The organism is Xanthomonas sp. D-36-1 (assembly GCF_017746155.1).
GTDB lineage: Bacteria > Pseudomonadota > Gammaproteobacteria > Xanthomonadales > Xanthomonadaceae > Xanthomonas > Xanthomonas cissicola.
Map to the genome: position 1 here is coordinate 39,610 of NZ_JAGHWR010000036.1, position 20,712 is coordinate 60,321.

At 65.0% G+C, this 20,712-nt stretch carries 15 protein-coding genes and 1 pseudogene; 9 read left to right on the forward strand and 7 right to left on the reverse strand.

Features of this window, described 5'->3' with window-relative positions:
• Positions 1-32 precede the first annotated feature (32 nt).
• Entirely contained in the window at positions 33-1,247 is a 1,215-nt protein-coding gene (locus J7367_RS11805) for a nucleotidyltransferase family protein (protein WP_057659732.1), read from the reverse strand.
• Between the two features lie 56 nt (positions 1,248-1,303).
• Positions 1,304-2,794, reverse strand: a complete 1,491-nt coding sequence (locus J7367_RS11810) for a radical SAM protein (RefSeq protein ID WP_081027528.1) — start codon at positions 2,792-2,794, stop codon at positions 1,304-1,306.
• 194 nt (positions 2,795-2,988) lie between these two features.
• Between J7367_RS11810 and J7367_RS11815 the strand changes: the two genes are divergently transcribed.
• Together J7367_RS11815 and J7367_RS11820 are read left to right on the forward strand one after the other, a co-directional pair.
• Positions 2,989-4,047: a hypothetical protein gene (locus J7367_RS11815; protein WP_057659734.1), complete on the forward strand. Its 1,059-nt coding sequence runs from the start codon at positions 2,989-2,991 to the stop codon at positions 4,045-4,047.
• 93 nt (positions 4,048-4,140) lie between these two features.
• The gene (locus J7367_RS11820) at positions 4,141-5,862 is read left to right on the forward strand and encodes an ABC transporter ATP-binding protein (protein WP_057659736.1); all 1,722 of its coding nucleotides are present in this window, start codon (positions 4,141-4,143) and stop codon (positions 5,860-5,862) included.
• Between the two features lie 214 nt (positions 5,863-6,076).
• Here J7367_RS11820 and J7367_RS11825 read toward each other — a convergent pair whose 3' ends face one another.
• Positions 6,077-7,501, reverse strand: coding sequence for an MFS transporter (locus J7367_RS11825; RefSeq protein ID WP_057659739.1), 1,425 nt, complete (start codon positions 7,499-7,501; stop codon positions 6,077-6,079).
• Between the two features lie 348 nt (positions 7,502-7,849).
• Here J7367_RS11825 and J7367_RS11830 point away from each other — a divergent pair, with 348 nt between their 5' ends.
• Together J7367_RS11830 and J7367_RS11835 are read left to right on the forward strand one after the other, a co-directional pair.
• Entirely contained in the window at positions 7,850-8,851 is a 1,002-nt protein-coding gene (locus J7367_RS11830) for an LLM class flavin-dependent oxidoreductase (RefSeq protein WP_057659741.1), read from the forward strand.
• A gap of 60 nt (positions 8,852-8,911) precedes the next feature.
• Entirely contained in the window at positions 8,912-9,412 is a 501-nt protein-coding gene (locus tag J7367_RS11835; protein ID WP_007966811.1) for a pyridoxamine 5'-phosphate oxidase family protein, read from the forward strand.
• A 34-nt stretch (positions 9,413-9,446) separates the two neighbouring features.
• Here the strand turns inward: J7367_RS11835 and J7367_RS11840 are convergent, their stop codons facing one another.
• On the reverse strand, positions 9,447-10,115 hold the full coding sequence (locus tag J7367_RS11840) for an exopolysaccharide biosynthesis protein (protein ID WP_057659742.1): 669 nt from the start codon (positions 10,113-10,115) through the stop codon (positions 9,447-9,449).
• Positions 10,099-11,439, reverse strand: a complete 1,341-nt coding sequence (locus J7367_RS11845; protein ID WP_057659746.1) for a hemolysin family protein — start codon at positions 11,437-11,439, stop codon at positions 10,099-10,101. Before J7367_RS11845 ends, J7367_RS11840 begins: the two co-directional genes overlap by 17 nt.
• Before the next feature lie 272 nt (positions 11,440-11,711).
• Here J7367_RS11845 and J7367_RS11850 point away from each other — a divergent pair, with 272 nt between their 5' ends.
• The 3 genes from J7367_RS11850 to J7367_RS11860 all read left to right on the forward strand — a co-directional run bounded on the left by J7367_RS11850 (position 11,712) and on the right by J7367_RS11860 (position 14,343).
• Positions 11,712-12,338, forward strand: coding sequence for a DUF47 family protein (locus J7367_RS11850; protein WP_008571222.1), 627 nt, complete (start codon positions 11,712-11,714; stop codon positions 12,336-12,338).
• 9 nt (positions 12,339-12,347) lie between these two features.
• The gene (locus J7367_RS11855) at positions 12,348-13,475 is read left to right on the forward strand and encodes an inorganic phosphate transporter (RefSeq protein ID WP_057659748.1); all 1,128 of its coding nucleotides are present in this window, start codon (positions 12,348-12,350) and stop codon (positions 13,473-13,475) included.
• A 106-nt stretch (positions 13,476-13,581) separates the two neighbouring features.
• Positions 13,582-14,343 carry a YdcF family protein gene (locus J7367_RS11860; protein WP_042675941.1) on the forward strand — a complete coding sequence of 254 codons (762 nt, stop codon included), beginning with the start codon at positions 13,582-13,584 and terminating at the stop codon, positions 14,341-14,343.
• 193 nt (positions 14,344-14,536) lie between these two features.
• On the opposite strand, the pseudogene J7367_RS11865 reads toward J7367_RS11860, so the two are convergent.
• Positions 14,537-16,036 (reverse strand): annotated as a pseudogene (locus J7367_RS11865) (S10 family peptidase).
• 383 nt (positions 16,037-16,419) lie between these two features.
• Positions 16,420-18,309 (reverse strand): DNA topoisomerase IV subunit B, encoded by a 1,890-nt coding sequence (gene parE / locus J7367_RS11870; RefSeq protein ID WP_022559547.1) that lies wholly within the window; start codon positions 18,307-18,309, stop codon positions 16,420-16,422.
• A gap of 164 nt (positions 18,310-18,473) precedes the next feature.
• On the opposite strand from parE, the gene J7367_RS11875 reads away from it, so the two are divergent.
• Both J7367_RS11875 and J7367_RS11880 read left to right on the forward strand, forming a co-directional pair.
• On the forward strand, positions 18,474-18,716 hold the full coding sequence (locus J7367_RS11875; protein WP_005914995.1) for a hypothetical protein: 243 nt from the start codon (positions 18,474-18,476) through the stop codon (positions 18,714-18,716).
• A gap of 306 nt (positions 18,717-19,022) precedes the next feature.
• Positions 19,023-20,687, forward strand: coding sequence for a CTP synthase (locus J7367_RS11880; RefSeq protein WP_007966795.1), 1,665 nt, complete (start codon positions 19,023-19,025; stop codon positions 20,685-20,687).
• Positions 20,688-20,712 lie beyond the last annotated feature (25 nt).

The following is a 20,712-nucleotide window of genomic DNA, read 5'->3' on the forward strand; positions in this document are numbered from 1 at the left end:
GGATGGCGCCTGCGGAACCCTCACGTGCTGGCTCACGCCGGCTGCAGATAGCCATCCAGTGCCGCACGCACCACGTACAACATGTCCGTGCGCGGCACCGGCCTGGTCAGGCGCGTCACCAGGCGGCGCGCCTGGGTGTGGCGCACCCACGGCTGATCCTGCAGCCATAACTGGGTCTGCAGCATGTCCGCGCGCTCCTTGCGGCTTTCTGCCGAAGGCACCACACGGCTGTGCAGATACTGTCGCGCTTCGTTTAACGAGCGCGACCATTCGATGCCAGGCAGCGCCGATAACCACAGGTTCGAGCACGATGCGGCGGTGAGCGTTTGCCTGGCTGCACGCATGCGCAGCAGCGCAGGACAATCAGCCTGCAGGCGCGCCATCACGGCGGCCGGCACCACGGCGCGGTAATAGCGCTGCAGCAACAGCAGTGGCGGCAACGCCCACCATGGCGGCATGGCGCTGTCTTCCCACAATTGCTCCCAATCGCGCGGGCCCATGCGCGTTGCCAGCAAGGCAAGATCATGCAGATGCATCAGGCGAATGGTGCGGTGGCAGATGCCGCCGGCCGCATGCAGCAGCAAATGACACATCAACGCGCCGATCGATGGGTAAGGGTTCAAGCCCGGTTGTGGGCGCTCCGGCCGGATGCGTGCAGTGATCTCCACGCTGCTCACCGGCAGACGTTCCTGGATGCGCGTGTGCAGCTCGATATTGATCGGCGCATCGCGGTGTTCGCCCAGCCCGGCCACCGCCTTGCCCTGCTGCGGCTTGAATACCTGGTGCTTCCACTGCTCGAAGGAGGCGACATAGCCCAGTGCGCACAACAGCGCCGCCGCTGCAGGCGCGTCGTCGGGTTCCACCAGCAGATCGATATCGGCCATTGGCCGATCGCCAGGCAGATACACACCCAGCCGATGCAATGCGGTCCCTTTCAATCCCACCAGCGCGACGCCGGCACTGCGCGCAGCGGCATCGATATGTGTCAGCAGCAGCGCGATACGCCGATGGCGGTCTTCGACATGGTTGCGCTGTTCGCCCAGGAAGGCATTCCATTCGGCGTTCTTCCACAACGAGCGGCGCTGCAACAATGGCGAAACGCCGTGCGCGGCCGCCGCCGCGGCCGCCAGCTGCCACTGCAGCCGGTCCCACTGCGGCAATGCATCGCCCGGCTGGGCCAGTTCCAGAGCCAGCCGTTCGGTCGCCGTCTGCAGGCGGTGCTTGATGGTGCGAAGGGAAGGCTGCATGCGCGTGGGTCCGGTCAGGCAAGGTGTCGAAGGGACGGTGTGGGAACGATCGAGCACTAGCCCACCAGGACGGTGCTCAGTTGCCGTGGCTGACGTGCAGCACTGGGGGGCATCGGCTCGCTGCGGTGCCGGGTTTCACTGGCGATCAAGGCAGACCAGCGTGCTTCCAGTTGGTCCGATGCCTGCGCGAACGCATCGGCCGTCATCGCAGCACGCGCCTGTTGCAGATCGACCTGCGTGTGCAGCAGATCGCGGACGGCGCGATAGAACTCGGAGTCGTACGCGCCACGGAACATCATCGCCAGGTCGTCGCTATCCTGCCAATGCGTCTTGCTGCCCAGCTGATTCTTCACTTCTTCGTAGAACTTGGTGCCGGGCAGGGGATACGACACACTGACGCCGACGATGTCCGGATTGGCCTGCGTCACCAGTGCGCGCGTGGCCAGGATGTCCTCGAGTTCCTCGCCCAGATAGCCCAGCTGGATGAAGAAGCCCACGCGGATGCCCTGCGTCCCCAGGCGCTCACGCGCGGCGATGACCTCGCCGACCCGGGTGCCCTTGGTCATCTTGTCCAGAATGCGCTGGCTGCCGCTTTCCGCACCGATCCAGGCCTCCACGCAACCGGCGCGCGCCAGCGCTGCGGCCATGCGTTCGCTGGCAAGGTCGGCGCGGGTCTGGATGGTGAATGGAATCGCGCCATCGGCATCGCTCAGTTGCTGCGCAAAGGTCTCCACCCAATCGATATGGAAGCCGAAGATGTCGTCGGCCATCCAGATATGGTCGGGCCGATAACTGCGTTTGAGGTGAATCATTTCTGCGGCCACCTCTTCGGCGCCACGGCGCTTGTAGTGATTGCCCCAGATCGGCTTGGCGCACCAGTTGCAACGGAACGGGCAACCGCGCGAGGCGGCCATGTTCAAGCTGAAATGGCCATGCCGTTGTTGCCAGAAGCGCCGGTAGCGCGGCATGTCGACCAGGTCCCATGCCGGCAGGCCGCTCAGGCGTGCGTCCGGTGGTTGCGCGCCGGGATGTATGCGCATTGCCGCAGGCTGGCTGGTGGCGATTTGCGCAACCCCCGACAGCCAGTGTTCGGTGGTGACATCCGGCTTCGCTTCGATGCGCTCGAGCAAAGAGATCAACGGGGCGATGCCTTCGCCGATCAACACCGCATGCGCGCCTGCGGCCAGGAACGCATCCGGATTGTCGGACGCATCCGAGCCGGCCACCATCACGCGGCAGCCGGCGGCGCGGGCCTGCCCGATCATGCGGCAGGCGGCCTCGCGCATCCGGCTCAGGCACATCTTGGTGAGGAAGTTGAAGTTGTCTTCGTAGAACACCACCAGATCCGGCTGCGCCGCGCACAGTGCAGCGGTGTAGTCCTCCACATCGTTGGCCAGCATCGCATCGAACAGGCTTACTGCATGCCCACGCTCGCGCAGCAGCGCTGCGACCTGCAGCGTCGCCAACGGTGGATAGGGCTTGCCGCGCTCCCATTGCTTGGGGTCGTAACGCAGGAAATACGCATGACTGACCTGGATCTTTACCATCTGCACAAGGCTCTCGTTCTCTCGCCAGGTGGGCGCAGCAACGGCGTGCGCAGACGCCGGCGTTCGGCTCGGCAGTAGGTGCGCATGCAGGCGGCTTTGGTTGCGCCGCGTTGCGTGCGGGCACGGCTTGGGCGATGCAACCTTTCTGCAGAAAAGCAGCACACATCGGCTGATTCGGCGCATCGGATGAAGGCATGCCGCAGTCGGCTGCATGGGCAAAACACACGCCGCTGAGCGATGGCTTCGCCGCCATCGCAGCAGAGACCGCAGTGGCGGCAGATCCGTTCGGCGAGCACCGCCCGCGGCGCCTGGGCGTGCGCCGGCAGATTCTCGGCGCGCTGTTCCATTTCCAGAGCGATAGCGAGGCACTGCTGGCGCTTGTCGATGCCGCCTACGCGGGGTTGCCCGCGCATCGATTGCCGGGCGCTGCGGAATTTCATGTCACGCTGGACCTGCTGCCGCGTGCGCCGGGCCGCACCGATGCCGAGCCGCCACCTGTGCGCACGCACGCCAGCGGCGGCCTGCTGTGCGGCGTCATGGATGCCTGCAATTACCTGATGGCGTCGGTGCCGCAGCGCCGCGCGATGGTGGTGGTGTCCGAGGACATGCTTACCCACGCGTATCACGTGCGGTATGAACTGATCGAATTCGCAGTATTCCTGCTGGCTGCGCGTGGCCTTGGGCTGGTGCCGTTGCATGGCGCGTGCGTGGGTCGATGCGGACGCAGCGTGTTGCTGCTTGGCGCTAGCGGTGCGGGCAAATCGACCTTGGCCTTGCACAGCCTGTTGCATGGCCTGGACTTTGTCGCCGAAGACGGTGTCTTTGTGGCGCCCGATAGCCTGCTCACCACCGGCGTGGCCAATTTCCTGCACCTGCGTGCCGAAGCGCTGGGACTGGTCGACCCGCCCACGCGCGCGTGGATCAGCGCATCGCCGGTGATCCGGCGCCGCAGCGGCGTCGAAAAATTCGAGGTCGATCTCCGCCATCGCCACGCGCATCTCGCGTCCAAGCCCATGCAGTTGCGTGCGGTCGTGATGGTGTCCAGGTCGCCTGCCATCGCATCTGCACCGCGCCTGGTCGCGGTGCCTGGCGAGCAAATCGCCGCCTGCCTGGCCCACGATCAACCGTACGCCGCCGGTCAGCCCGGCTGGCAGCGCTTTGTCGAACAGGTGCAGCGCATCGGCATGTTCACCTTGCACCGTGGCACGCATCCGCAGGCCTCGGTGGAGGCGCTGCTGCAGCTGTTGCAATGAGTGGCTGCATGCAAGCGTCCTGGAACGCCACCGGCCCGCAGACCCTCCTTGCGCACTGGCGCCTGCATGTTGCGCACGGATGAGCGGCCGGCGATGACAGCCGGCCAGCGCATGCGCGCTGCATTGCTCCGGTTCGCGAGCACTCTGGTGCCGACAGACATGCCGACGATTGCACTTTACGTCGCGTTATCGCTGGCTGCCGCGTTGGCCGGCAGCGTGGTGGCGGTGTGCCTGCTGCCGCTGGTGCAACCAGGCCACAGCGTGCAGCTGGCAGGCTATCGCCTGGCCTTGCCGGGCGGGCTGGCGATGCAGGCGGGCGTGTTCATTGCAGTGAGCCTGTTGTTTGCCGCGCTGCGCTGGCAGAGCGCACGGCTGGCCGCGCAGCTGACCAGCCGCTATGCCATCGGTCTGCGCGGACGCGTGCATGCGGCGTTGATCGATGCGCCATTGCCGGCCTTGTCCGGGGCCAGCTCGGCAGAAATCGCCAACGTGCTCACGTACAACATCGAGATCGCCACGCAAGGCTTCAGCGCCGTTCTGCAGCTGCTGGTGGCGGCCATCACTGCGCTGGTGAGCGTGTGCATCGCGGTGCTGATCGCACCTGGGCTGTTGATCACCACCCCATTGCTGGCGGTGCTGGCATGGTGGGGTCTGCGCTTCTCCAGCAGTCACGCACAGGCACGCATCAGCCGCGCGTATGTGGCGGACATGACGCAGCTGTTCTGGCTGAGCGAAGATTTCCCGCGTCGTTTGCGCCACGTACGCTCGTTTCAGCGCGAAGATCTCGAAACCCGCCATTACGAGTGCATTTCGGCGCGACTGGGGCACGGGTATGCGCAGCAGCAAGCATTGGTTGCCGGCAGCCGCCTGCTGCTGGAAATCACCGCGGTGGTCGCCATCGCCGGCATCCTGGTGCTGGCCAATCGATGGCAGGGCGGCGATCGTGCTGCGCTGATCGCCGTCAGTCTGTTGCTCGGCCGTCTGTTGCCGTACCTGGTCACCACGCGGCAGAGCGTTCAGCAATTGCGTTCGGCGTGGCCGGCGCTGCAGCTGTGGCGCCGCTATGTCGACCTGGGCGCTGCGCGCGTGCACGTTCCGGAAGAAATGGCCGAACCATTGCCGGCCGCGCTGCATATCGAACACATCGGGCTGGCGCTGCCGCTGCCCCAACTCGCGATCGAATCGATATTGCTGGTGCCAGGTCAGATGACCCTGGTGGTCGGTGCCTCCGGCGTGGGCAAGAGCAGTCTGATGGATGTGCTCTCCGGCCAGACGCCGCCGGCGCAGTTCGGGGCGCACATGGGCGGACGTTGGCTGACATTCTCCGCATATCGACATCTGGTGCGACACAGCGCCTACATCGGCCAGGGCGTGCGCCCGTGGCAGCACACAGTGCGCGAATGCCTGCAGTGGGCGTTGCCCGGTGCCTCTGACGCACGCATGTGGGAGGTGCTTGCAGATGTCGGCATGTGTGCACGGCTGCAGCGCGATGCGCGAGGTCTGGACACGCCGATTCATGCGCAGGGCGGGCGCCTGTCCGGCGGCGAGTTGCAACGTTTGCTGCTGGCGCAGGTATTGCTGCGTCGGCCGACGCTGGCCGTCCTGGATGAAGCGACCAGCGCCCTGGATGCCGATGCCGAACATCGGGTGCTGAGCACCCTGCGCGCACGCCTACCGCAGAGCGTGCTGGTGGTGGTGTCGCATCGCACTAGCCTGGCCGCGGTGGCAGACCGCACGGTAACACTGGGCAGCGCACCTCTTGAACGGGGGCATGCCGGCACAGCGGAACTGGCGGCGATGCTCGGCGCGCGATGACGCATCATCGGCTGGCAACCGGTCGGGGGTTCGACCAGGGGGCGGGGGCGGTGCACCGGCCTGTGGCGACAGAGAGGTGGCGGATCAGATCCGCCGGCTGCTCACTGATCCGCTATTGCTGACAGAATCGAGACCGTTGTCATGCACGCACCGACGTGCGCTAAACCCCACGCAGCGGGATGGCTTACACGCCTGGCGTTCCGCAGGCGTTTCCTCATCCGTACTCACCTGCAATGTCTTCCAGTGCACGATTGCGCGTGCGTGGGCCGAACACCGCAATCACGCTCGCCACGATCGACATGCTGAGCGCGATGAAGGCCAGCACGCCATGGCTGCCAACCTGCGTCAGCAACCAGCCGATCAGCACGCTGCTCACTGCCGTGGAGAGGCGACTGAAGGAATAGCACAAGCCCACTGCACGTGCACGCAAGCCGGTCGGGAACAGCTCCGCCTGATAGCCGTGATAGGCGAAGCTCATCCACGCGTTGCAGAACGCGACCATCGCCCCGCACAGCACCATGCCGACGGCGTGATGCTGCAACGCGAACAACCCACCGAACAGAACAGCGCCCAGCGCCGATGCGGTGATCTGCCATTTGTTTTCCCAGCGCTGCGCAGAACGCAGCAACAGCAATGGCGCCAGCGGGTAGGCCAACGAGATCGCAAACGAATACGCCAGGCTCTTGGTCACCCCGGCTCCGGTGCCCTGCGCCGAGATCAGCGCAGGCAACCAGTTACCGAAGCCGAAGAAGCCGATCGCCTGAAACACATGGAAGACCACCAACATGCCGATGCGCCCGCGATACGGCGCACGCCATAGCGGCGCGCTCTGCATCACGCTGGCCTGCGTGGCTGTAGCCGCCTGCGGCGCAGGCAATGGCGCACCCACATCGCGCGTGCAGCGCGCCTCCAGTTCGGTCAGCACGGCATCGGCTTCTGCGTGCCGGCCGTGCGCGGCCAGCCAGCGCGCCGATTCCGGCAAGCGGCTGCGCAGCCACCAGATCGCCAGCGCAAACGCGCCGCTGAGCAACACCACCCAGCGCCAGCCGCTCACCCCCAGCGGCGCAGACGGCACCAACATCCATGCGGTCAGCGCGACCGTCGGTACCGCCAGAAATTGCACGAAAAATGCAAATGCAAACGCCGCACTGCGCATGTGCCGCGGCACCAGTTCGGACAGATATGTATCGATGGTGACCAGTTCGATTCCCAGCCCGATGCCGACCACAAAGCGCAGCACGATCACGCCGCTGGCAGTGCTCTGCAGGCCCATCGCCACGGTCGCAGCGGTGTACCAGATCAAGGCGAAGGTAAACACCGGGCGCCGCCCGAACCGGTCGGCAAACGGGCTCAATAGCGCGGCGCCAACAAACAACCCAAGGAAGGTGGCCGCCGCAAATGCGGCTTGATCGGACATGCCGAACGCGCCGTCGGCGCCGCTGGCAAAAATGCCGTCGCCAATCAGCCCGGGGCTGATGTACGCGGTCTGGAACAGGTCGTACAACTCGAAGAACCCGCCCAGCGCCAGCAACCCCACCAACCGCCACAGTGTGGCGCTGGCCGGCAACCGATCGATCCGGGCGGCGATCTGCGCAGAAGACGAGGGCTGTTCGGGGCGCGCTGAAGCACTCGGAGACATGGATAGACAGGGGCAGACGGGACCGCGTCATCATAGCCAGCGTCCAGATGCCATAGCGGGCACGCTTCGTCGCGCGGTCGATGCGTTCGTCTGTGGTCAGCGGACACTGGGCATTCAAGGTGCGCCCAACTGAGCAAGGACCAGCGCTCTTCACCGCAGCCGCAACCGCACCTCCTTCGCCAACAGCAAGCGCAACAACACGGATATTGCGAGTCAGACTGGGCCCGTACGCCCAATGCGTTGTCCGACTGCTGGAATGCTGTAATCCCTCACCGCACCCAACACGCCGCTGGCAATGCCGCCGGGCCAGCCCCATCTCTGGCACATCACTCTTCCCGGAGTCATTCGATGACCCCCATTTCCGTGCTCGACCTGGCGCCGGTCTGCGAAGGCAGCGACACCACCCACGCCTTCGCCAACATGCTCGATCTGGCTCAGCACGCCGAGCGTTGGGGCTATCAGCGCTACTGGCTGGCCGAACACCACAACATGCCGGGCATCGCCAGCGCCGCCACCGCAGTGCTGATCGGTCACGTCGCCGGCGGCACCAAGACCATTCGCGTGGGTGCCGGCGGCATCATGTTGCCCAACCACGCGCCGCTGCAGGTGGCCGAACAATTCGGCACGCTGGCATCGCTCTATCCGCAGCGTATCGACCTGGGCCTGGGCCGCGCGCCGGGCACCGATCAGCCCACCGCCCGCGCATTGCGTTGCTATTTTGACAGCGCCGATCACTTTCCGCAGGACGTGGCCGAATTGATGCGCTATTTCGCGCCGGCGGTGCCGGGGCAGCTGGTACAGGCCGTGCCCGGCGCCGGGCTGGAGGTGCCGGTGTGGCTATTGGGATCGAGCCTGTTCAGCGCACGCCTGGCCGCCGCGATGGGCTTGTCGTTCGCGTTCGCCTCGCATTTCGCGCCCGACGCGATGGACGAAGCGGTGGCGATCTATCGACGCGAATTCCGCCCGTCCGCACAGCTCGCCAAGCCGCACGTGATGCTGGCCCTGAATGTGGTGGCGGCCGAGACGCATGCGCAGGCGCAGCGTCTGTTCACCACCCAGCAGCAAAGCTTCGTCAATCTGCGGCGCGGCAAGCCGGGCAAGATACCGCCGCCCATCGACGATATCGGCAGCTTCTGGCAGCCGCATGAGCGTGCCGGCGTGGAGCGTGCACTGGCCTGCACGGTGCTTGGCGATGCCGAGCAGATTGCGCGCGGCGTGGCCGAGTTCATCGAGCGCCACACGCCCGACGAGCTGTTGTTCACCGCCAACATCTACGACCACGCCGCGCGTCTGCGCTCCTTCGAAATCGCCGCTGCCGCGTGCCGCGAGCTGGACGTGACCTTGGTGTGATTCACGTCGCTTTGCGCAGCGATCGGCTGTGATGCGTGCACATCCATCGGGAAAACCAGCATGCAATTTCAAGAACGCAGCGAGAGCATCAGGCAGTTGGCCGAATTGATTCGCGGCGTGGACATCGCGATGTTCACCACCGTCTCGGCCGACGGCAGGCTGGTGAGCCGCCCGCTGGGCACGCAGGAAGTCGAGTTCGATGGCGACCTGTGGTTCGCTACCGCCGCCGACAGCCCGAAAGTAGCCGAAATCGCCGCCGATCCGCGTGTCAACGTGGCCTATGCGTCGGCGTCGAAGAACACCTATGTCTCGGTGGCCGGCACTGCACGCGTGATCCACGACCGCGCCAAGATCGACGAACTCTGGTCGCCGGCCATGAAGGTGTTTTTCCCGGGCGGCAAGGACGACCCGAACCTGCGTTTGATCCACGTGCGTGCCGAATCGGCCGAGTACTGGGACGGCCCCAGCGGGTTGCTCGGCAAGGCGCTGTATTTCGTGATGACGGCGGTAACCGACGATACCGGCAGCCTGTCGGACAACCGCGTGGTCGATCTGAAGTGACTGCGTCGCAGGCGACGTGCCGGACGCGCTGCGCTCAGCGCCAGGCGTCCGGCCACCAATCGCGAATCAGATCCACCAGCTGGTCGGAGGTGACGCCGAACGCGGCCACCGAGATCAGCGCAGCTGCCCAGCCCGCCAGCATCAGCGCGCCGTCGCGCTCGAGCAGGGCCAGCGCGAACAGCAGCAGGATCAAGCCGAAAATATAGTTGGTGAAAGGGATCGGCAGCGTCAGCAAGATGCCGACCAACACCAACAGCACGCCAGTGAGTAACTGTGCCGGCATGCGGTCCAGCATGCCATGTAGCCGCGGTTTGAGCAGACGATCCAGGCGTTGCAGCGTCGGTCCCAGTTTGGCCACGAAGCGCTGACTGGTCCGTCGGCGCGGCCCACGTTCGCCGATAAAGCGCGGTACCCACGGCTTGCGCAGGCAGCACATCATCTGCAGCCCGATCAGTATCGTCAGCGGTCCGCTGATGCCACCGGCAACGCCGGGAATAGGAATGAACGAGGGCAGGATCGCAAGAAACAGGAACACGCCGAAGGCGCTTTGCTGCAGGTCGGCCAAGATTTCGCGAACGCGCAACACCTGGTCCGGATCACCTTCGCTGAAGGCTGCCAGCAAGCTGCGGATGCCTTCGTTGCGGTAGCGCATCTGCTCGCTGGCATCATCGCGCGGCGCACTGCCATCACCCGACGATGTCATCGCTGTCCTCGTCGCCCACCCGGCGCAGCAGCAACTTGTCCACGCGCGCACCGTCCAGGTCGACGATCTCGATGCGCCAGCCGGCCCAATCGAAGAATTCGCCGGCCTGCGGAATGCGCCCGAAATAGTAAATGCACAGGCCCGCAAGCGTGTGGTAATCGCCTTCGTCGGCGTCGGGCAGTTCGGCACCGAGCACTTCGCGCAATTCTTCCACCGGCAGCGAGCCGTCGATCAACAGCGAGCCGTCTGCGCGCGTGACCACCAGTGCGTCTTCGTCGGTATTTTCCACCGCCTGCAGACGGCCGACCACTGCGCCCATCAGGTCGCTGATGGTCACCAAGCCACGGATTTCGCCGTATTCGTCCACCACCAGCGCCATCGACTGCTGTTCTTCGCGAAAGATTTCCAGCAGCTTCATCGCGTGCGTGGACTCGGACACGAACAAGGTGTCGCGCAGCGCCTGGAACAGGTGCGCGCCGTGGTCGTCCATGCGCGTGACCAGCGATTTGACCTCCAGCACACCGGCAATGTCCTGGTCGCTGCCGCGGTATACCGGGTAGCGCGAAAATTCGTGCTCGCGCATGATCTGCAGATTGCGTTCCGGCTCGGTGTTGGCGTCCAGCCAGGCGATGCGGTTGCGCGGGGTCATCAGGCTGTCGGCGGTGCGATCGCCCAGCCGCATCACCCGATTCATCATGTCGCGCTCGTGCGCGTCGATCACGCCGGCCTCGTGGCTTTCGGCCACCAGCATGCGGATCTCTTCTTCGGTGACCGAGGCCGACTCGTCCTTGCCCATGCCCAACATGCGCAGGACCAAGCGGGTGGAACGCGCCAGCACCCACACCCCGGGCGCGGCGATCCTGGCCAGCCAGGCCATCGGCACCGCGACAACGCCTGCGATGTCTTCGGAATTGCGCAGCGCCAGCCGCTTGGGCACCAGCTCGCCGAAGATCAGCGTCAGGAACGTGATCAGCGCCACCGCCAGGGTGCTGCCGATGACCACCGAATACGGGCGCGGCTTGCCGACCAGTTCGAACGTGCCCGCCAGGGCCGGGAACACGCCCTGCAGCCAGCTGGCAATGGCTTCGCCGATCGCCTCGCCGCCGAACACGCCGGTCAGGATGCCGATCAGGGTGATGCCGATCTGGACCGTGGACAGGAAGTTTTCCGGGCTTTCGGCCAAGGCCAGGGCCCGTGCGGCGCGCTTGCTGGAACCGGCCATCTGCTTCAGGCGGCTCTTGCGCGAGGTCATCAACGACATCTCCGACATGGCGAAGAAGCCGTTCAGCACGATCAGGGCGATGACGATCAAAAACTCAACCACGGGCGTCTTCCCCGGTCAGTGAAGGGGAGGGCGGGGGAGTGCTGGGGCTACCGGCGGGCGCACGGGCCGGGCGGCAACACGGGGGGATAGGGTCGTCTTCCATAGGGTGCGCCCGAAGGCGCGGTGGCATGGTAGCAAACCACAGGGTGGTTCGAGCCGGGAAATGTCGATGTGAAGGCCGCTCCCGGCGCGAGATACCCAGAGAGGTCATGGAACGGTCATAATTCGCGTCTGGCGCCGTCTCTCCCTCGACGGCAGGAAGTTGTCCACCCATGTTCTCGTTGCAGACCATCTTCGGTTCCGGCAAGCAGTTCTATGCGCTTCTCAACGAAGCGGCGCAGGCCGCCTACGACAGCACCAGGGCGTTGCACGCCATGATGCGCGAGTCCGACCGCCAGCCCGCGCTGGACGCCTTCAAGCTGGCCCGCCTGCGCGAACGCGCCGCCTCCGACAAGATCGGCCAGGCGCTGGTGGACAGCTTCATGACCCCGATCGAACGCGAAGACATCGAAGCACTGGGCTCGGCGCTGTACAAGATTCCCAAGCAGGTGGAGAAATTCGCCGACCGCTACTCGCTGGCGACCAAGCACCTGGAACACATCGACTTCGCCCCGCGCGCGGCGATGCTGGAGCAGGCCGCCGCGGTGGTCGTGGAGATGGTGGCCGACCTGCCGCACATGAACATCGACCGCATGACCGCGCTCAACGACAAGCTGCGCATGCTCGAAAACGAAGCCGACCGGCTGATGCTGGAGCTGTATCGCGACATCTATTCCGGCCGCCTGGACACGTTGCAGATGTTCCTGCTCAAGGAGTTCTTCGAGATTCTGGAAAAGGCCATCGACCGCTGCCGCGAGGCCGGTGTGGTGGTCTACCAGATCGTGCTGAAGAACAGCTGAGGTCGCCGCGTGCTTACCTTAGTTCTGGTGGTGATCCTGGCCGCGTTGGTGTTCGAGTTCATCAAAGGCTTCCACGACACCGCCAACTCCATCGCCACCGTGGTTGCCACCAAGGTGCTCTCGCCGGGTTGGGCGGTGATGCTGGCCGCCGGCATGAACCTGATCGGCGCGCTGACCGGCACCGCCGTGGCGCTGACCATCGCCTCGGGCCTGCTCAATACCAACGTGGTCGAGGTCACCCCGCAGGTGATCCTGTGCGCGCTGCTGGGCGGCATCATCTGGAACCTGATCACCTGGTGGAAGGGCCTGCCGTCTTCGTCCTCGCATGCCTTGATCGGTGGGCTGTGCGGCGCCGGCCTGGCCGCGGCGCACAACGACTGGGACGCGCTGATCTGGTCGGAAAACATCGGCAACTGGGCCAAGAACAAGGGCCTGTTGTGGAAGGTGTTCGTGCCGATGATCACCTCGCCGATCGCCGGTTTCGTGCTCGGTATCGTGGTGATGGTGTTGCTGTGGGCGATCATCGCCGGCATGTCCAAGCTCGGCGGCCCGATCGGGCGGCTGGCGCGGCCGCGCTGGGTCAATGCGTTCTTCGGCAAGGCGCAGATCGCCTCGGCCGCGTACATGGGCTACGCGCACGGCCACAACGACGCGCAGAAGACCATGGGCATCATCGCCATGACCCTGATCGGCGCGCAGTCGGCCGGCGCGCTGGACGACCTCCCGGGCTGGTTGTCGTTCCTGCATCCGGGCACCGGCCTGGCCGCCGGCGCCGGTATCCCGATGTGGATCGTGCTGACCTGCGCGGTGGTGATGGCTGCAGGTACCGCGTCGGGCGGCTGGAAGATCATCAAGACGCTCGGCCACAAGATGGTCAAGCTGCATCCCATCCACGGCTTCGCTGCAGAAACCAGCTCGGCGACGGTGCTCACCGTGGCGGCGCATTTCGGCATGCCGGTGTCCACCACGCACAGCATTTCCACCGCCATCATGGGGGTGGGGTTCGCCAAGAACCCGCGTTCGCTGCGGCTGGGCGTGATCGAGCGCATCGTCTGGGCCTGGATTCTGACCATCCCGGCTGCTGGCGGCGTGGCGTACCTGATCCTGACGCTGTTCGAGCTGTTGGGCTGGACCTGAGCGATGCCGCGGTGCGGTCACGCACCGTCGGCACACTGCGATGCCCTTGCCGTATGGGCCTGTTTCCGGCAGGCTGCCCGCATGCCATGAGTGAGACCCTTTCTCGATGATGCTTGCCCTGGTGTGCGTGTTGTTCGGGTTTGCCTGGTTGATCGACCGACGCGGATTGCGGCGGTTTTCCCGCGTGTTGGGCCTGGCCAGCTTGCTGCTGGTGTTCGCGGTTGGGTGCGGTCCGCTGCCCTCCTGGATGCTGCAACACCTGCAACGCACCGGGGTCAACGATTTCAACGCGTGGGGCGCGCGCAACGTCATCGTGCTGCTGGGTGCCGGCACCGTGCGCCCGGAAGGCCGCGACGCGGTGGCCGAGGCCAACCTGTTCGCCTATGGCCGCATCGTCGAATCGGCGCGGCTGTACTGGCAATGCCGGCACAGCGGTGGCGATTGCAAGATCGAGATCAGCGGCGGCGATGCACGCGGCCTGGGCCTGTCCGAAGCGGTGGTCTATCAGCGTGTCCTGCTCGGCCTGGGCATTCCGCGGGCAGATCTGATCATGGAGCCGTCGAGCATGAACACCTGGCAGAACGCGCAGTTCAGCCAGCCCTTGCTGCGCGACTACCGGCCCGATCGCATTGCGTTGGTGTCCTCGGCCACGCATCTGCGTCGCGCCGAATTGTATTTCCGCCATTTCGGCATCGATGCCACACCGGTGCGCGCCGACTGGCTGACTGCCACGTGGTCGATCCTGCCGCAGAGCTACAACTTCACCCTGGCCGATGTGGCCCTGCACGAATACCTGGGCATTGCCCGCTATCAGGTCTACCAGTGGTTGGGGTGGAACGTGAAGGCTAGCGAGCCTGGTGCGTTGTGATTGGGGAGCCGGGATTTGGGATTGGGGATTCGTAACAGCTGGTGCGCTGCTAGATCTGCTTGGCTGATGTACTTGCGACGGTGCTTGCCAGTTCCAGATTGACGATGGCAACGCAGATGCGCGGCACTCGGAAATGATGGTGCTGCCCGACGGCTTGGTCGCCGGCCGCGTGTGCGGCCGGCGCTGGCTGCGCTCAGCGCGTTTCGTACATCGCCTTGACGTCGCTACGGAACGCGGCCTGGCTGTCGGCGCGGTTGTAGAACATGTGGCCGCCGGGATATTCGTGTACCTGCACGCGTTTGCTGTCGCTGCCCATGGCCGGCATCTGGTCCACCGTCAGGACCTAACCCATGAACGGGCAGGAGAGGTCGTTCCAGCCGTGCGCGATCAACACGCGCAGCTTCGGATCGATCGCCACCGACTGACGCAGCTGGGTCACTGCGCCCTTGCGAAGCTCGTCGTTCCAGTCCCAGAGCTTGTTCACGTCGTAGTTGAGCGCGCGATATTGCGCATCGATCTTCCAGCCGACCACGCGGGTGACAAAGTCCACCATTGCGGTGGTGGTGGGCGCAATGATGCTGTCCAGCAGCGGGTCGTTGGCGCGTTGTTCGGCATCGTTGGGAAACGGGTCGAAGGCGGTCACGTTGGAATCGTAACGGCTGCCCAATTCGCCCTTGTCACGAAACACTTCGCGCAGATAGGCCTGGGTTTCCAGGCGTCCGCCGGAGCGCCGCACATATGCCGGGTCCAGCCCGGTCATGCGGGTGACCTGCTGCAGCATCGCTTCGGTGGCCTGCGGGTCGGTGCGTCCTTTCATCAGCGCCACCGCGTAATCGCCGCGGGTGTAGTCGATCACCTGGCGCATCGCGCTGTCGCTGAGCTGGCCCTGGCGCTCCAGGTGCGCAGCAGTGATCGAGGGAAGCGTCAGCATCCATGCCAGGGGCGACACATCGCCGTTGTCGTCCAGGGTCGGGTTGAGATACGGCGACACCAGCACCACGCCGTTCATCGCCACGCCCAGCTGCGTCTGCAGATAATGGGTAATGCGCGGGCCGCGGAAGCCGCCATAGCTTTCGCCGACCAGATACTTGCGCGCCTGCAGGCGGCGGTTCTTGAGCAGCCAGTCGTAGATCACCCGCGAGAGATATTCCACATCCGCCTGCGGGTTGTAGAACTGCTTCTTGGCATCGTCGTCGCCGATCAGCGCGCGGCTGAAGCCGGTGCCCACCGGGTCGATGAAGACCAGGTCGGTGAAGTCCAGCCAGGTGCCCGGGTTGTCGCGCAGCGTTGCCGGTGCCGACGCGCTGTCGCCTTCGGCGCCGAAACCCACGATCTTCGGGCCGATTGCGCCCATGTTGAGATACACCGATGCGGCGCCCGGCCCACCGTTCAAGGCGAAGGTCACCGGGCGGTCCTTGCCATCGACGGTATAGGCGGTGAATACCACTTCGCCCGTGGTCTTGCCCTGCGCATCGCGCACCGGCAACGTGCCGACCGTGGCGGTATAGCTCAGGTTGCGGCCGGCCACGCGTGTGCTCTGGCGCACGCTGGCGTCGGCCGGCAATGGCGCCTGTTTGGCGGCAGCGGAATCGGGTTTGGCATCGCTTTTATCGGTTTTGTCTGGCGCTTCGGCCAGCGCTGTCCCGCTGAACAGCACGCAGGCCAGCAGGCCGGCACGGAGAAAGAAGGGCATGGGCATCGACGTGATTGCAGGGAAGCGCCGATGCTAGGCTGCTGCAGAGCCCGGTGGATGTGCAGGAAGGCATGGATGTCGCGCGGACCGAGGTGGTACGCAAAGGCAGATGTGTGCGGTCCGCCGAAATGAGCGCCCATGCAAGGCGCTTCCTTCTCCCGTCGAGACATTGTCCCGCCTGATGCGGACGGTGCTCCGAAGGGGAATGAGGGTGCGGGCGAAGCCTCGTGCTACTCACTTCGCAAGTGCATACGCCCGTACCCAAACGCCGCTCTGCGCCCCGCCCGCGCTTGCGGCGCGGGCGCTCAAAGTCGCGCGCGCCGCAAGCACGCGCAGGCCGTGCCTTCTCGCCTGGGCGGGAGAGGGGCTATCGGTTTCAGCATTCAGACTTCAAGCGAGGCCAGATCGCCCTTGGTTTCCAGCCACTGCTTGCGGTCGCTTGCGCGTTTTTTGGCCAGCAGCATGTCCATCAACGAACGCGTCTGCTCGCCGTCGTCGATGGTCAGCTGCACCAGCCGACGCGTGTCCGGGTGGATGGTGGATTCGCGCAGCTGCTGCGGATTCATCTCGCCCAGGCCCTTGAAGCGGGTGACGCTGATCTGGCCCTTCATCTTCTCGCGCGCGATCTTGTCCAGCAGCGTGGTCTTTTCTTCTTCGTCCAGCGCGTAGAACACCTGCTTGCCCACATCGACACGGAACAAGGGCGGCATCGCCACGAAGACGTGGCCGGCAGCGACCAATGCGGGGAAATGCTGCAGGAACAGCGCCGTCAGCAGCGTGGCGATATGCAGGCCGTCGGAGTCGGCGTCGGCCAGGATCACCACCTTGCCGTAGCGCAGCCCGGTGATGTCGTCCTTGCCCGGGTCGCAGCCGATCGCGATCGCCAGGTTATGCACTTCTTCGGAGGCCAGCACGCTGCCCGAAGCCACTTCCCAGGTATTGAGGATCTTGCCGCGCAGCGGCAGGATCGCCTGGAAGTCCTTGTCGCGCGCCTGCTTGGCCGAGCCGCCGGCCGAATCGCCTTCGACCAGGAACAGTTCGGTGCGCGACAGATCCTGGCTGATGCAATCGGCCAGCTTGCCGGGCAGGGCAGGGCCCTGGGTGACCTTCTTGCGGACGATCTGCTTCTCTGTCTTCAACCGTGCGCTGGCGCGATCGATGGCGATCTGCGCGATCTTCTCGCCGATTTCCACGTTCTGGTTGAGATACAGGCTGAAGGCATCGTGCGCGGCGCCTTCGATGAAACCGGCGGCCTGGCGCGAGGACAGGCGTTCCTTGGTCTGGCCGGAAAACTGCGGATCGGTCATCTTCAGGCTGAGCACGAAGGTCACCCGGTCCCACACGTCTTCCGGCGCCAGCTTGACGCCGCGCGGCAACAGGTTGCGGAAATCGCAGAACTCGCGCAGCGCATCGGTCAGGCCCGAACGCAGGCCGTTGACGTGGGTGCCGTGCTGCGCCGTGGGGATCAGGTTGACGTAGCTTTCCTGCACCAGCTCGCCTTCCGGCACCCAGGCCGCGGCCCAGTCGACGATTTCGGTGTCTTTTTTCAGGCTGCCGACGAACAGGTCGGCCGGCAGCAGTTCGTGCTCGGCCATCTCACCTTTCAGGTAATCGCGCAGGCCGTTTTCGAAATACCAGCTGTCCTGCTCGCCGGTGGCCTCGTCGTGCAATTTGACGGTCAGGCCGGGGCACAGCACCGCCTTGGCGCGCAGCAGGTGCCGCAACGCACGCACATTGAATTTGGGCGTATCGAAATACTTGGGGTCGGCCCAGAAACGCAGCCGCGTACCGGTATTTTTCTTGCCGACGGTGCCAACCACTTCCAGCTTGGACGCGGCATTGCCATCGCGAAACTCCATGCGGTGCTCGCTGCCCTCGCGCTTGATGAACAGCTCGACCTTGGTCGACAGCGCATTGACCACGCTCACGCCCACGCCGTGCAGGCCACCGGAGAAGGTGTAGTTGCGGTTGCTGAACTTGCCGCCGGCATGCAGCCGGGTCAGGATCAGTTCCACGCCCGGAATCTTCTCTTCCGGATGGATGTCCACCGGCATGCCGCGGCCGTCGTCGGACACTTCGCAGCTACCGTCCTTGTACAGCGTGACGTCGACCTGCTTGGCGTGGCCGGCCAGCGCCTCGTCGACCGAGTTGTCGATCACTTCCTGCGCCAGATGGTTCGGGCGCGCAGTGTCGGTATACATGCCGGGGCGGCGTTTGACCGGGTCCAGGCCCGACAGCACTTCAATATCGGCGGCGTTATAACGGGTGTTCATGCATCTCGTTGGCACGTGAAACGACGCGCAAGTGTGGGGGCTGAGCCGATTTTTTGCACGCGACCGGCGTTCAGTGGGTGGCCGGGCAGCATTGGCTACCCTGGCGTTGGTTTCGAAATCAAACGTCCCCACCTGAGGATGTCACCGAAGCCAAAGAGGACGCCATGAAGTTCAAGCACATTCTGATGCTCACCCTCGGTGCGGCCGCAGTGGCAGCGCTTCCCGCCATGGCCCAGGCCGCTCCGCAGCAGGCCGGACAGGGCGCCGCCGCTCAAAAGACCGACGACGCGAAGGCCAAGACCGAAGCCGAGCGTAAGGCCGAACGCCGCGCCGCCGCTGCCGCGCAGAAGCCCAAGGCCGACAGCGCCCCGCGCGAGGAAGAGGAAGAAGAAAAGCCTGCACGCTGACCGCGCGGCCTAGCGGTCAGGTGCCACCGACGCCCCGGCATTGCCGGGGCGTTCGCTTTTTGGGGTAGCTGTGTAAGACCACGCAGCATTGGCGTAGCCGGTGCATGGGGCAGGCATGTAACGCGCATGCATTCCGGCCCCCGCAGAGAGCCCGCAATCGCCTGACCACTGCTCGTCATGTCTGGCAGCCGCTCGGGCCTGCGCGACATGCACTGTTTCAACGTGTGATGACCTCGTCGTCACGCAACCCTTGGGCATTCGCCCGTCACCCGCTAAACTATGGCTTTCCGGGAGGCTTCAAGCCCCATGACCCCCCTGATTTTCGTTACCGGCGGCGTAGTGTCCTCGCTAGGCAAGGGCATTGCCGCCGCTTCGCTTGCGTCCATTCTTGAAGCGCGTGGCCTGAAGGTCACGATGATGAAGCTGGACCCGTACATCAACGTAGACCCGGGCACGATGAGCCCGTTCCAGCATGGCGAGGTCTACGTCACCGACGACGGTGCCGAAACCGACCTGGATCTGGGCCACTACGAGCGCTACGTGCGCACGCGCCTGTCGCGCAAGAACTCGGTGACCACCGGCCGCATCTACGAGAACGTCATCCGCAAGGAGCGTCGTGGCGATTATCTGGGCGCCACCGTGCAGGTGATTCCGCATATCACCGACGAAATCCGTCGCTGCATCGACGAGGCCACGGCCGGGTTCGATGTCGCGTTGATCGAAATCGGCGGCACCGTCGGCGACATCGAATCGCTGCCGTTCCTGGAGGCGATCCGCCAGGTGCGCACCGAGCGCGGCGCCGAAAAGGCCATGTTCATGCATCTGACGCTGGTGCCGTACATCGCGGCGGCCGGTGAGTTGAAGACCAAGCCGACCCAGCATTCGGTCAAGGAACTGCGCTCGATCGGCATCCAACCGGACGTGCTGCTGTGCCGGTCCGAGCAGGCGGTGCCGGATTCGGAACGCCGCAAGATTGCGCTGTTCACCAATGTCTCCGAGCGTGCGGTGATCAGTTGCCCGGATATCGACGTGCTGTACGGCATGCCGCTAGAGTTGCTGCGGCAGGGACTGGACGAATTGGTCATCGACCAATTCAAGCTGCGCGACAAGGTGGCTGCAGCGGATCTGTCGGAGTGGGCGGCCGTGGTGGACGCGGTCAAGCATCCGCTGGACGAGGTCAACATCGCCGTGGTCGGCAAGTACGTCGATCACCAGGATGCCTACAAGTCCGTGGCCGAAGCGCTGCGTCACGGCGGCCTGCGTCAGCGCACCAAGGTCAACCTGAAGTGGCTGGAAGCGCAGGATCTTGAGGGCAGCGACATGTCCGCGTTGCAGGACATCGACGGCATCCTGGTGCCGGGCGGTTTCGGCGATCGCGGTTTCGAAGGCAAGGTGCAGACCTCCAAGTTCGCGCGCGAGCACAAGGTGCCGTATTTCGGTATCTGCTACGGCATGCAGGCGGCCGTGGTGGACTATGCCCGCCACGTCGCCGATCTGGATGCAGCCAACAGCACCGAGAACGATCGTCAGTCGCCGCACCCGGTGATCGGCCTGATCACTGAATGGCGCACCGCCACCGGTGAAGTCGAAAAGCGCGACGAAAAATCCGACCTGGGCGGCACCATGCGCCTGGGCCTGCAGGAGCAGCGCCTGAAGCCCGGCACGCTGGCGCGCGAGGTATACGGCAAGGACGTGGTGGCCGAGCGGCATCGTCACCGTTACGAGTTCAACAACCGCTATCGCACCCAGCTGGAAGACGCCGGGCTGGTGATCTCCGGCAAGTCGATGGATGACACCCTGGTGGAAGTGGTGGAACTGCCGCGCGACACGCACCCGTGGTTCCTGGCCTGCCAGGCGCATCCGGAATTCCTGTCTACCCCGCGCGACGGCCATCCGCTGTTTATCGGCTTCGTGCGTGCGGCGCGCGAGAAGAAGGCCGGCGGGAAGTTGTTGAAGGAAGCGCGCGCGTGAGCAGTCCCTTCTCCCCTTGGGACCT

What these genes read in the sequence shown, in the direction of transcription:
- J7367_RS11880 (WP_007966795.1), top strand. Translation starts at nt 19,023, where the DNA reads ATGACCCCCCTGATTTTCGTTACCGGCGGCGTAGTGTCCTCGCTAGGC.
- J7367_RS11830 (WP_057659741.1), top strand. Translation starts at nt 7,850, where the DNA reads ATGACCCCCATTTCCGTGCTCGACCTGGCGCCGGTCTGCGAAGGCAGC.
- J7367_RS11815 (WP_057659734.1), top strand. Translation starts at nt 2,989, where the DNA reads ATGCCGCAGTCGGCTGCATGGGCAAAACACACGCCGCTGAGCGATGGC.
- J7367_RS11850 (WP_008571222.1), top strand. Translation starts at nt 11,712, where the DNA reads ATGTTCTCGTTGCAGACCATCTTCGGTTCCGGCAAGCAGTTCTATGCG.
- J7367_RS11835 (WP_007966811.1), top strand. Translation starts at nt 8,912, where the DNA reads ATGCAATTTCAAGAACGCAGCGAGAGCATCAGGCAGTTGGCCGAATTG.
- J7367_RS11860 (WP_042675941.1), top strand. Translation starts at nt 13,582, where the DNA reads ATGATGCTTGCCCTGGTGTGCGTGTTGTTCGGGTTTGCCTGGTTGATC.
- parE (WP_022559547.1), bottom strand. Translation starts at nt 18,309, where the DNA reads ATGAACACCCGTTATAACGCCGCCGATATTGAAGTGCTGTCGGGCCTG.
- J7367_RS11825 (WP_057659739.1), bottom strand. Translation starts at nt 7,501, where the DNA reads ATGTCTCCGAGTGCTTCAGCGCGCCCCGAACAGCCCTCGTCTTCTGCG.
- J7367_RS11810 (WP_081027528.1), bottom strand. Translation starts at nt 2,794, where the DNA reads ATGGTAAAGATCCAGGTCAGTCATGCGTATTTCCTGCGTTACGACCCC.
- J7367_RS11875 (WP_005914995.1), top strand. Translation starts at nt 18,474, where the DNA reads ATGAAGTTCAAGCACATTCTGATGCTCACCCTCGGTGCGGCCGCAGTG.
- J7367_RS11805 (WP_057659732.1), bottom strand. Translation starts at nt 1,247, where the DNA reads ATGCAGCCTTCCCTTCGCACCATCAAGCACCGCCTGCAGACGGCGACC.
- J7367_RS11820 (WP_057659736.1), top strand. Translation starts at nt 4,141, where the DNA reads ATGACAGCCGGCCAGCGCATGCGCGCTGCATTGCTCCGGTTCGCGAGC.
- J7367_RS11840 (WP_057659742.1), bottom strand. Translation starts at nt 10,115, where the DNA reads ATGACATCGTCGGGTGATGGCAGTGCGCCGCGCGATGATGCCAGCGAG.